10 protein-coding genes are annotated in these 11,628 nt (G+C 48.8%); 3 read left to right on the top strand and 7 right to left on the bottom strand.

Translation table 11 applies throughout. The features are described 5' to 3' along the window. Positions 1-109: 109 nt before the first annotated feature. The 5 genes from ilvD to ACIDITHRIX25_RS82955 all read right to left on the bottom strand — a co-directional run bounded on the left by ilvD (position 110) and on the right by ACIDITHRIX25_RS82955 (position 5,964). Entirely contained in the window at positions 110-1,783 is a 1,674-nt protein-coding gene (gene ilvD / locus ACIDITHRIX25_RS82975) for a dihydroxy-acid dehydratase (protein ID WP_235347814.1), read from the bottom strand. A gap of 220 nt (positions 1,784-2,003) precedes the next feature. Continuing rightward, positions 2,004-3,470 carry an Asp-tRNA(Asn)/Glu-tRNA(Gln) amidotransferase subunit GatB gene (gene gatB / locus ACIDITHRIX25_RS82970; protein ID WP_201731937.1) on the bottom strand — a complete coding sequence of 489 codons (1,467 nt, stop codon included), beginning with the start codon at positions 3,468-3,470 and terminating at the stop codon, positions 2,004-2,006. Positions 3,471-3,519: 49 nt separating this feature from the next. Further along, positions 3,520-4,971, bottom strand: coding sequence for an Asp-tRNA(Asn)/Glu-tRNA(Gln) amidotransferase subunit GatA (gene gatA, locus ACIDITHRIX25_RS82965; RefSeq protein WP_201731936.1), 1,452 nt, complete (start codon positions 4,969-4,971; stop codon positions 3,520-3,522). A 9-nt stretch (positions 4,972-4,980) separates the two neighbouring features. After that, complete coding sequence (gatC, locus tag ACIDITHRIX25_RS82960; protein WP_052606389.1) at positions 4,981-5,283, bottom strand: Asp-tRNA(Asn)/Glu-tRNA(Gln) amidotransferase subunit GatC; 303 nt, start codon at positions 5,281-5,283, stop codon at positions 4,981-4,983. Positions 5,284-5,544: 261 nt separating this feature from the next. After that, positions 5,545-5,964 (bottom strand): SCP2 sterol-binding domain-containing protein, encoded by a 420-nt coding sequence (locus ACIDITHRIX25_RS82955; protein WP_201731935.1) that lies wholly within the window; start codon positions 5,962-5,964, stop codon positions 5,545-5,547. A 502-nt stretch (positions 5,965-6,466) separates the two neighbouring features. Here ACIDITHRIX25_RS82955 and ACIDITHRIX25_RS82950 point away from each other — a divergent pair. From ACIDITHRIX25_RS82950 to ACIDITHRIX25_RS82940, 3 genes are all read left to right on the top strand, one after another. Beyond that, positions 6,467-7,225 carry an alpha/beta hydrolase gene (locus ACIDITHRIX25_RS82950; protein ID WP_201731934.1) on the top strand — a complete coding sequence of 253 codons (759 nt, stop codon included), beginning with the start codon at positions 6,467-6,469 and terminating at the stop codon, positions 7,223-7,225. 170 nt (positions 7,226-7,395) lie between these two features. After that, positions 7,396-8,190: a Druantia anti-phage system protein DruA gene (locus tag ACIDITHRIX25_RS82945; protein WP_201731933.1), complete on the top strand. Its 795-nt coding sequence runs from the start codon at positions 7,396-7,398 to the stop codon at positions 8,188-8,190. A gap of 615 nt (positions 8,191-8,805) precedes the next feature. Then, positions 8,806-9,189: a transposase gene (locus ACIDITHRIX25_RS82940; RefSeq protein WP_201731932.1), complete on the top strand. Its 384-nt coding sequence runs from the start codon at positions 8,806-8,808 to the stop codon at positions 9,187-9,189. 215 nt (positions 9,190-9,404) lie between these two features. Here the strand turns inward: ACIDITHRIX25_RS82940 and ACIDITHRIX25_RS82935 are convergent, their stop codons facing one another. Together ACIDITHRIX25_RS82935 and ACIDITHRIX25_RS82930 are read right to left on the bottom strand one after the other, a co-directional pair. Beyond that, complete coding sequence (locus ACIDITHRIX25_RS82935; protein ID WP_201731931.1) at positions 9,405-10,139, bottom strand: ABC transporter permease; 735 nt, start codon at positions 10,137-10,139, stop codon at positions 9,405-9,407. Then, positions 10,132-11,094 (bottom strand): ABC transporter ATP-binding protein, encoded by a 963-nt coding sequence (locus tag ACIDITHRIX25_RS82930; RefSeq protein WP_201731930.1) that lies wholly within the window; start codon positions 11,092-11,094, stop codon positions 10,132-10,134. The genes ACIDITHRIX25_RS82935 and ACIDITHRIX25_RS82930 overlap by 8 nt, the downstream gene beginning before the upstream one ends. Positions 11,095-11,628 lie beyond the last annotated feature (534 nt).

The following is an 11,628-nucleotide window of genomic DNA, read 5'->3' as shown; positions in this document are numbered from 1 at the left end:
CAAATCTATATAATCAGTCCACCCAATCAAAGCTTTAGCACCTTCTGGCCACTCAAGATATCACCCTTTCGAGGGCCAGAAGGCCTGCTAACTACTTAGATATCACCGATTACGAAAAGAAATTCGTGACGGCACCGATCTCTGCACCCTGGACCAACTTGGCATACTTTGCCAACACTCCAGATGTGTATCTGGGCATCGGAGCCTTGACGTTGGCAAAACGGCGCTCCATCTCGTCTTTAGTCAAATGAAGATCGATCGTCTTTGTATTCACGTCTATAGTTATTCGATCACCATTTTGCACAATTGCAATCGGACCACCGTCTAGAGCCTCAGGCGCTACGTGACCGATACAAAAACCGTGCGTTCCACCACTAAAGCGACCATCGGTTACCAGCGCACAATCGCCACCTCTTCCAGCACCTTTTAGCGCACCGGTAACCGCTAACATCTCGCGCATGCCAGGACCGCCCTTAGGCCCCTCGTATCGAATTACCAAAACGGTATTTGGCCTGATCTCACCAGCTAAAATCGCATCCAGCGCCTTTTCTTCCCCATCGAATACCGCAGCCGTACCGTCAAAGGTGAACTGGTCGATACCTGCGACTTTGACGACTGAACCCAAGGGAGCTAAAGAACCGCTAAGAATGGCGATTCCGCCAATCTCATGAAGCGGCGAAGAGAGACTATGCACGACTTTGCCATCTGGCTGAGGCGGGTTGATCTGCGCCAAGTTCTCCGCTATGGTCTTTCCCGTAACAGTCATACAGTCACCATTTAAAAGACCGGCCTCTAATAGATGCGCCATCACAACAGGAACTCCGCCGATTTGATCGAGATCACTCATGTGATACTTTCCATGTGGCTTAGTATCGGCGATGTGTGGGGTACGCGCGGCAATGCGATTAAAGTCAGCCAAGGTCAAGTCAACTCGGGCCTCATAGGCAATCGCCAACAGGTGAAGAACGGCGTTGGTGGACCCACCAAGAGCCATGACGAGGGCGATTGCATTCTCGAATGCTGCCTTTGACATTATCTGTCGAGGGCGAATTCCTCGCTCCAGCAAAGCGACAACGGCCTCTCCAGATTGAAAGGCGTAATCCGACCGTCGTGAATCGATGGCTGGAGCCGACGATGATCCAGGAAGCGCCATCCCTAGCGCCTCCGCAACCGATGCCATTGTGTTTGCGGTGAACATACCTGCACATGAACCAATAGTTGGACATGCTTCAGATTCAATAAGAGCCAACTCTTCATCGCTGAGCGCTCCGGCCGCGCGGGCTCCGACCGCTTCGAAGACGGTAACTATATCGATCGCCTCACCCTTGTGGATTCCTGGCATGATAGTTCCACCGTATAAAAATACAGTTGGGAGGTCTAAGCGAGCAGCAGCCATCAACATACCGGGCAGCGACTTGTCACAACCAGCTAAAGTCACCATACCGTCGAATCGTTCAGCGTGCATAACGGTCTCAACGCTATCGGTTATCACCTCTCGAGAGACCAAGCTGGCATGCATGCCTTCATGGCCCATTGAAATTCCATCAGAGACAGCGATGGTATTAAACTCCAATGGAAAACCGCCCGCGGAAAGGACTCCTTGCTTGGCACTCTTGGCTAAAACGTCTAAAGGCATATTACATGGAGTAACCTCGTTCCATGAAGAGGCCACCCCAATTTGGGGCTTATCCCAGTCTTGATCACCCATACCGACGGCTCGTAACATCGCTCGAGCCGGGGCTCGACGAAAGCCATCCGTAACGTCGCCTGATCTTGGCTTCATTGATCCTGACATGCAAACCACCGTCTATCCATCTCGTAGATTTTCTTACTGCACTAATAGGTTATTCGAATAGCATCCAAATTTCCAAAAAGTCACCCTAACAAAGTTTTTAAAGAGACCAATACCAAATCAATGATCATTTCTGCGTGCACTTTTTTCAACGCTACCGCTTCCCCATGGCACTATCATCAGGGCCAAAGATGCAAAGCGGACCCGCACTTTAGCCCAATCGACGGGCTGCCATCTCCGAGGCTAAGGTCTTTCCGTTGACCTTACCGTTGGTAATCTTCATTGCTTTTCCAATAAAAAACCCCGCCAGCTGATTCTCTCCAGCGCAAAGTCGTTCCCATTCCATTGAATTTTCACTGATCAACCTATCGAGGAGTTCCGAAATCTCATCTTGAGAGGCTGCCTTATATCCGAGTTCCTCGATAAGGGCCGACACTTCTTCGTTATGGTTCGAAGCGATTCGAGACAAAAGTGTCTTCGCCTGGGTGGATGAGACCTTACCTTGACTTTCAAGCGAAATAACTTCAATGAATTTGCCACGGGGAAACTCCGCGACTTCGAAAGAGTCTACAGTGGCTTGATTTACATAAGATGCAAGCTCATTCGAGCCCCGTGCTAAAGCAAGGCGCGCTGGTACCCCAGTTCTCACAGCATCCAGCACATGCTCATCCAAATCAAACTTGACACAGGTTTGAACCTGCTCCAGCTCACTTCTCGTAAGCTCTCCATCTAGTAGTTCCCTCAATCGCAGCCTCCGTGCCGGTGGAAGGATCCCAAGGGCCCGCGCTATCGTAGCCACCTCATCCATATCTGGATCCAATGGCGTTAGATCGGGCTCTGGGAAATAACGATAGTCATAGGCCTCTTCTTTGGAGCGAAGTGCAGAGGTAACCCCTTGGTCCTCATTCCAATGGCGAGTCTCCTGTCGTATCGATTGACCAGCAGACAAAGCCTCCATTTGACGCCGAGCTTCGTAATTGATCGCTCGACCGAGTGATCGAAGGGAATTTAAATTCTTAATCTCGCATCTGGTGCCCAATTTCTCGGTGCCCAGGGGCCTTACCGAGACATTTGCATCCACACGCAGCGAGCCCTCTTCCATCTTGCCATCACTTGCCTTTGTGGAAACTAAGATAGCCCGAAGTTCAGAGACATATTCTCGAGCTTCATCTGCGCTTGAGAGATCAGGAGCCGAAACGATCTCCACCAGAGGAATTCCAGCTCGGTTGTAGTCCACCAATGAAAAATCAGCCCCATGTATTCGACCAGAAGTCCCAACATGTGTCGTCTTTCCAGTATCTTCTTCCATATGCGCCCGTTCGATTCGCACAGTCTTGGAAAACGACGGGAGTTCCAACTTTCCATTTACGCAAATTGGCTCATCGTACTGAGAAACTTGATAGTCCTTTGGCATATCCGGATAGAAATAGTTCTTGCGATGAAATACAGACGGTCTAATCTCACATGAAAGAGCCGAACCGATACGAATGGCATATTCAACCGCGCGCTCATTAATCACCGGTAAAGAACCAGGGAGCCCTAGGCACACAGGACATATATTCGTGTTTGGCTCTGAGCCAAATTGATTGGCACATCCGCAAAATAGTTTGGTATTCGTCTTTAGTTCACAGTGGACTTCGAGTCCAATGGTAATTATATATTCATCTTCAATTGCCATAATTCATCCCTATACTGTTCCTGTAATAAACCACTTAAACAGATCTTTGTCAATGCGCCCATTGAGGCTTGGCCATGTAGGTCGATGCGCCTTCTAATGCGCGAGCAACCTGGAACATCACTCTCTCTGAAAGGGCTGGAGCGAGAATCTGAACCCCAACTGGCAGGCCATCTGCTCCGCCACCAAATGGGACGCTCATCGCTGGATGACCAGCTAAATTAGACGGAATTGTGCATACATCGGACATGTACATCGAAAGTGGGTCGCTCTTGTCACCAAAGCCAAAGGCAACTGTAGGCGAGGTCGGAGAGACAAGGACGTCAAAGTCACTATATGCGCGAGCAAACTCGCTCACAATCAAGGTTCTCACCTTCTGGGCCTTACCATATAGTGCGTCGTAGTATCCGGCCGAAAGCGCATAGGTTCCCAGCATTATGCGCCGCTTCACCTCTGGGCCAAAACCCGCTTCTCGGCTCAGGCCATAGGTCTCATTCATATCTGCGCCTGTAACTCGAAGCCCATAACGAACCCCATCAAAACGTGCTAAGTTTGAAGATGCCTCTGCGGGGGCGATCAGGTAATACGACGACAGTCCATATCTAACGGCAGGGATGGACACAGTCTCCACCTTGGCTCCGCAACTTCTGAGCGCATCAAGGCTTTGATTAAAGACGCCAAGCACATCATTTGAAACGTCGCTCATCATCTCCTGGATAACTCCAATTCGCAATGATGAGATATCGCTTTCGTTGGGCGCATGCTCGTAAGTTGCGGTTCGACTCGATGTCGAATCCATACCGTCATGGCCAGCGATTACAGATAAGACAAGACTCGCATCGTCAACGCTCTTGGCAAAAGGACCGATCTGATCCAACGACGAGGCAAATGCAATCAATCCATAACGAGAAACCAACCCATAAGTTGGCTTTACGCCAACAACCCCGCATAAGGATGCCGGCTGACGTATCGAACCCCCAGTATCAGAACCAATGGCTATTGGTGCGAATCTAGAAGCGACGCTTGCAGCGCTACCACCTGACGATCCACCTGGAACTCGGTCAAGTTTGACAGGATTACGAGTAGGAAAGTAGGCCGAGTTCTCAGTCGATGAACCCATTGCGAACTCATCCAAATTGGTCTTACCGATAGGAATTGCACCCTGACTGATTAGCTTTTCGATCACGGTGGCGGTATATGGTGGCTCCCAACCACTCAAAATCTTTGAGGCACACGTCGTTTCCACTCCTTGAAGAACCATATTGTCTTTTAGTGCAACAGGCACACCAGCAAGAGCTCCAAGTTCTTCGCCGCCGGAGCGTCGTTTGTCGATCTCTTTGGCCCGTTCGATCGCTCGATCCGCCATAACCAATAAAAAGGCACCGACATCGCCGTCATGCTCATTTATCTCACTCAAATGAGCTGAGACAACCTCAAGAGCACTCAATTCACCTGACTTGACAGCTTTGGCTATTTCAACAGCGCCTAATTCGATAATTTCCACTTTTACTGGTTAGTCCTCTCCGATAATCTTTGGAACCAAGAACATATTGGCTTGGGTTTCTGGCGCCATTCTAAGGACCTCTTCGCGATTTACACTTTTGCGGACTTCATCGCTACGCATAACATTTTTAATCGGGAGCGCATGGCGAGTTGGAGCGACATCATCAAGATTTAAGCTTTCGATATCTTTAGCGTGCTCCAAGATTGCCGCTAGCTGTCCGGTGAAGTCCTCGATCTCAGCCTCAGACAAGGCCAGTCTGGCTAAGTGCGCAATATGGCGCGTTTCATTGCTCGATATCTTATCTGCTGACATGTCTTACAGACTAGGTCTATCAGCTCTGTAATCGATCGACTGATCGATCACTCTTAGGACTTTGATAAGAAGCAAATCTCAAATTCAACGCAACTTACCATAGTGCAAAAAAAATTCCCGGATTAAATCATCCAAACAGAAACGATCCTTATAGAGTCTCAAATACCTATTTACCCCTTGAGCCTTGAACCTTGAACCTTGAACCTTGAACGGAGAATAGATCTCACCGTGTCAAAGGCGCTGGAAGTCTTGATGGTTGCCCTAGGAAGTCAAGTCCTTTATCTTGGCCACAATTTCATTAGGAGAAAGGGATTCAGGAGAAAAAGCACTTTGCAAAGCTATCAACTTAGTGAAGTCGCCGGTCACCCTGATCTTTCCAGCCATAAAAGCTGTCATTGCAACCTGAAAGTCGAGATCCACAAAGATCGACTTTGCCGTTTCATAGTCGATTCGAATCGTAATTTCTGCATCTTCAAGTTCGCCCAACTCTATGTCGATAAAGCCTTCCGAAGAGTCGATATAGATCTTGACTTCACTATTGCCAAATGGGACATCGGTTACAATCTGGTTCATCCGAATTGCTACATCCACCGAAGGCGTATCGCTTTGCTCGCTATAGGCCTGGCGGATATCGCGGACTCTCTCGATCCACTCGGGTGACAAAAACGGATACTTTTCCACGATCTAAAAACCTCCATCGGCAATTGCACTACATGTTAGTTACAAGCTTTAAAGTTGCTACATATCGCCGCTTTCCTTCAGGTCTATTGAAATCTCGCCGCAACTTCAAAAGGATTCAATGCAGATCAGTGAAATTAGCCGATAAGCGACAGATAGCAATCGGCCTGTCACCCTTTTCATCAACCTAAGACAACGCAGATAGCCAAAATCCAAATGCTACACGCCAAAGGGCATCGTCCTTAGTTTCGCGGTACAATCTCATGGCCGTGAGATCACAAAGTGTATTCCTTGCAAAAACCCAGTAAGGGCACGTCTATAAAACGAGAGCAGAACCTTGAGCAAAAATTGATCGACTATTTGTATCAGCCATAAGAAAATCCTCAATCTTCAATAGCCGCTATCGGCTAAGGTAGAAATTTGTAGATAGATCCGAAAATAAATTTACGGACCGAAAAACAAAAGGTTCAATTGCGAGATATCTAAAGTCTTGCAAAGGAGAGAAATGACACCACAATTTGATATACCCAATGACCATCGGCAGCCCTTCTTTGTCGACGGAGGCCCAGATTCAAAGAAGGTGCTGTTCATTCATGGCTTCACTGGCTCACCTCAAACCTTTTTGCCTCAATATATTGCAGCTGCTAACGCTGGCCATACCGTAAGCGTTCCACTCCTTTCGGGCCACGGTACCGTCTTAGAAGATATGCTCGAGACTAGATACGAAGACTATCTCAGAGATGTTGACCAAGCAGCTCAAGGCCTAGGCGAAGAGAACGAGGCGATCTATGTGGTTGGCATCTCGATGGGAGGTACCCTCTCTCTTGATCTCGCATTGCGCAATCGCCGAGTAAAGGCAATGGTACTTGTAAATCCACTGGTCCTACCTCCACCGCCGGACTTCTTCGACTTGATCGATCAAGTTTTAGAAAGTGGTCTAGAAGTTTTTCCAGCCATTGGCTCGGACATAGCAAATCCAGAGATGGAGGAAGCATCATATCCAGGGGCACCAGTGCGAGCAGCTAAGTCTCTATTCGAAGCGGCAAAGGAACTCTCGCCCAAGGTAAGTGAGATTGCCATACCGATCTTGCTATTTAGTTCGATACAAGACCATGTAGTTGCAGTTGAATCAGGCGAATACCTCCGCGATAATGCCCAAAACGTAACAAGGGTAGTTCTGGAAAAGTCGTTTCACGTCGCTACACTGGACTACGATTCAGAGATAATCACAGAGGGAATGCTGGAATTTATTACGAAAAATTAGACATTTGATTGGGCTTTTTCTCCGTTGGGAAAAATCGTTGGTTCTTGCGAGCTATTTCCAACGGATACGGATAAAAGCCATGGCCATTGCAAAGTCCAGCTGAATGTCGCTTTACCTGGCCTGACACAACAGGATTGACGTTTTGTTTCAGTAGCTGTTAGAAATAGAGGATGCAAGAACCGCCAATCGATGTGGGCCGGATAAGCGTTCGTCCTATACTTCTGAGCGAGCAGGCCCGTTTCGATGCTGGTCTCGATGAGCATCACTGGCTCGGTCACCGTCTCGTAGGTGAAACGATGCGCTATGTAGCGCTATCCCCAGACGGGGAATGGCTGGCACTGGTTGGCTTCGGAGCTGCTGCGCTTGCATGTCGTCCACGAGATAGCTTTGTTGGCTGGAGTGATGAGATACATTTCAAGCGATTGCGCTACGTGACCAACAATCAGAGATTCTGTATTCTGCCTGCTGGAAGACAGGCTAACGTCGCCTCAGCAGTACTATCTCGTTGTCTCAAGAGGTTGAGTGACGATTATGAGCAGCGTTGGGGCCACCCAGTGTTCTTGGTCGAGACCTTCGTCGATCCATCCCGTCACCGCGGAACTTGTTATCTTGCATCTAACTTCACGGTATTAGGAACTACCCTCGGCTATGGCAGGGTCTCTGGTCGCTACGTCCATCATGGCAAACAGAAACTCTGTCTCGCCCGTCTACTCAGGCGTGACGCTCTCTCGATCTTGTCTGGTGAGTTCGACCATCCAGCGATTTCATCTACTCCGCGAAGGAAGGCACCTTTGATCAACCTAAATAACGTGAACTTCGAAGGTGACAGTGGTCTCCTCGCTCGTCTCAGCCAGATCTGTGACCATCGCAAACCACGAGGTGTGCGTCACAGCCCCTCAAGCGTCTTAGCTGTCGCAGCGTGTGCAACAGTCGCTGGCTTGTCGAAGTCTGACTGCAATCGGTGAATGGGCAGCTGACTGCCCACAAGAAGCCCTTGCTCGCCTTGGTGCCAAGTTCCACCCGGTGCACAAGCGGTATGTTCCACCATCGGATGCTACTATCCGCAAAATGAGCAATGTTAGGTCTGATGCATCATTCAGCATGGTTCGTGATTAGTTCCCACCTGGGAAAACAGTTTTAAGCAGTTCTATAGGAGTTTGTCCATCGCGCACCAAAGCGCTGGTGGGAATGGCTATATAACACCTGTAGTCAGTTAGATGCAATAATGATGCATCTAATAAGTTGGGTTAGAGTACATAATGCTGTATCTGATGCCACAACAGGGAGGAGCGCGAATGAGACGTCCGTCTGGTTCGGCTGCATTGGTTTTGGTGGGTGCTGGAACGCCACTGCGCGTAGAGCCGATGTTATTTGATGCAATGTTGTAGGGATGGCGATGTCAGCATATGGCGCGTCGACTATCTCCTTCTATGATTCGAAGTCGTAAACGAGTGGTAAGGCGATTCGGTGACTACTGCGAAACCTGGCCCTGGGAGTGGCAGTCTCAACAGTTAGATGCCTGGATTGCCCAAGGCAACTAGTCACATTCGACAATCAGATCTTACCAAGGATCAATAGCTTTGTTTTTGGGGTTTCTCTGTGACCCTCACTATGGATGGACAGCGGAATGTCTCAGCCAGGTAGCTGATCTCAAAGACCACATGGTCTCGACTGAGACTTCTTTCTACGTGACGAGCCTGACATCAGCTGAAGCAGGTGCGGATCGGATAGCAAAGATCGTTCGGGGTCACTGGGAGATAGAAAACGGACTGCATTGGGTCCGAAATGTCACCTGGGAGAAGGACAGATCGCAGGTGAGAACTGGCTCTGCGCCACGTAGCCTCGCCTCATTCCACAACCTCGCAATTGCTGTTCTTCGTCACGCTGGAGAAACAAACGCTGCACGAGGCCTCAGGTGGGCATCACGCGAGCATGCCAGGCCGCTCGCACTACTCGGCATGTAGCCACCAAGCTCCCACCAACACAGCACCTTTACACCGTCACGCTGGTTCAGCGCGCCATCGAAACAGAAAACACGTGCCAGAAGGAAGGAGTGGAAGTCAACTCAGGGAAATCGAGCCTCAGATGACTACCGAGTTGATTCTGTCGGCCTTCGGTGACTGCCTCAGATGATGGACTTTGCGAAGGACCGTGGGATAAAAGCCATCTCTGAAATCAACTATTCCCAACGAAATGCTCGAATGGCGACAAAGGCTCCTAGCAAAATCGTCGCAGAGATAACCGACAGATCCACGCCTAGGTTTGTGCTGGTTCCCAGCCATTGTGACTGAAGTAACTTAACTCCGTAGGTAAAGGGAATGAAGTCGCTAATTTTTATCATTATCGATGGAAAGATAGCCAATGGAATTGTCACTCCCGAGAGAAAAATAACCGGGAAGTAAACCAAATTGGCGATGACAATCGCCTGACGTTCGGTTCGCGCTAAAGCTGCGATCAAGGCACCGACCGAGTAGACCCCGAGCATGACCAATATAAGAGCAAATATTGTCGTGACAATATTCTTTGGCAGATGAAGGCCAAAGAATATCAAGCCAGTCAAAACGAGGAGAATTACTCCCCCGATGGTCAGTACCAAGTTTACGATACCCTGTGCTAGTAGAAATGAGGACGACCGAGCCGGCGTCGAGGAAAAGCGCTTCAACACACCACGTTCACGGTATTCACCAAGTCCAAGGGGAAAACTCATCAAACCTGTGACGCTTATAACCAACACAAGATACGCCGGTACAGAGCTGTCGACAACCCCCCGACCCCCGAAACGAGCCGACGGAGTGCTCCCATAGATTCCACCAAAGATCGACAGCATCATGACCGGAAAAACAAGGGCAAAGAAGACAGGAACAAAGTTCCGCGCCATCCGCTTGGTTTCAAACCAAAGTATTCCTCTAAACACTTGTCTGCTTCCTTGCCTTGTCGCAACTTTCGATAAGCGCGAGATAAGCTTCCTCAAGATTGGGCGATCTAAAGTGCGCGATCGCTGGCGAAAATCCTTTAGCGCCAATCCATAAAATGATTCTTTCAGCCATTTCGGGGGTAAAAGTCCGAAAAGTCGCCCGAGTATCGGTCGCTGTTACATCTTGGGGGTCTCCCAAATCTAAGAGTTGTTGGACCTGAGCCTCATTCATCAACGTCGTATCTACCTCGATTTGTGGAGATCCACCATATGTGGAAACAAGTTCTTTTGGAGTCCCCAAAAATACAAGGCGACCTCCATGCAAAACTCCGACCCTAGAACAAAGAGCTTCCACCTCATCCATATAATGAGACGTCAAAACGATGGTTTTGCCAGATGTAGCCAGGCGACGAATGATCTTCCACGTAGCACGCCTTTGCTCTGGATCTAGACCGGTAGTCAGCTCATCGAGGAGTAGAAGTTGAGCAAAACCCACCTGGGTCAAAACAAGCGCCAATCGCTGTCGAAGGCCACCGGATAATGAGCTAACCAAGCTACTTCGTCGATCCGCAAGCCCAAATTCTTCCAACAAGGAATCGCTAGCGTCCCGAGCGTTATAGATGCTCTCATAAAGTGTGCACATGTCGCCTACTGTCACACGACTCGGAAAGGCGGAGTCCTGTAGCTGAATAGCCACCATGGCCTTTAAATTCTTTTGTTGAGTTAACGGGTCAAATCCGAAGGTCGAGATTGATCCACTTGAAGAGACCGCCCGCCGCAACCCGGCGATCGTCTCGAGAATAGATGTCTTTCCAGCGCCATTTGGCCCAATAAGGCCAAAGAGCTCGCCGCGGGAGACGCTAAAAGTTACATCCGACACCGCAAGAAGGTCACCGTATCGAATACTTAGACCCTCTATCTGCACCACATCTGAGAGGCCGTCTAAGTCAACCAAAGATTCCTGCTCCCAAAAGAAGATCCACACAAATTCGCCAACGAGATACCGCCGCGTTACTTGCTTGCATGAAAATCACGCACCCACGAACAGAAAGGTTCTAAACGGACAAGATAAAACTACCAAATAATTCCAATAGGACAACTACTAAGACGTATAAATGAAAAAAAATCGAAACGATAAAATCTTAATCGATCTCTTGTCATAATACCAATTCAGGATTGCCACAGATGCAAAAACCACTCGGCTTAGCCATTGCTCTGGCTAAGCCGCCAGCCCCAGCGATTCCATCTATATTGAAAAAACTCTAAAAAACTAAATGCCGCCCTAAAAGAAATAGTCGCAGTTCATATCACCGGGGGGGGCTTTTTCAACATTCTTTCCAAAGGAGAGATATGCCCCAAGCTGGGAAAACGATTAATTTGGAAGATTTAGCGGTTATATGTGGAGTTCACTTTGCAACTATAGATATTTTGGCGGACAAAGAGCCACTACTTGCGATTTCCAAATAAAAAAATTGCATAAGTGGCGAAG

This window comes from Acidithrix sp. C25 (genome assembly GCF_904848545.2).
The sequence above is the reverse complement of the archived record's forward strand: the minus strand, read 5'-3'. Positions and strand labels throughout refer to the sequence as shown.

Coding starts and splice junctions, on each gene's coding strand:
- ilvD (WP_235347814.1), bottom strand. CDS start 1,783: ATGAAGCCAAGATCAGGCGACGTTACGGATGGCTTTCGTCGAGCCCCG.
- gatB (WP_201731937.1), bottom strand. CDS start 3,470: ATGGCAATTGAAGATGAATATATAATTACCATTGGACTCGAAGTCCAC.
- gatC (WP_052606389.1), bottom strand. CDS start 5,283: ATGTCAGCAGATAAGATATCGAGCAATGAAACGCGCCATATTGCGCAC.
- ACIDITHRIX25_RS82950 (WP_201731934.1), top strand. CDS start 6,467: ATGACACCACAATTTGATATACCCAATGACCATCGGCAGCCCTTCTTT.
- ACIDITHRIX25_RS82945 (WP_201731933.1), top strand. CDS start 7,396: ATGCAAGAACCGCCAATCGATGTGGGCCGGATAAGCGTTCGTCCTATA.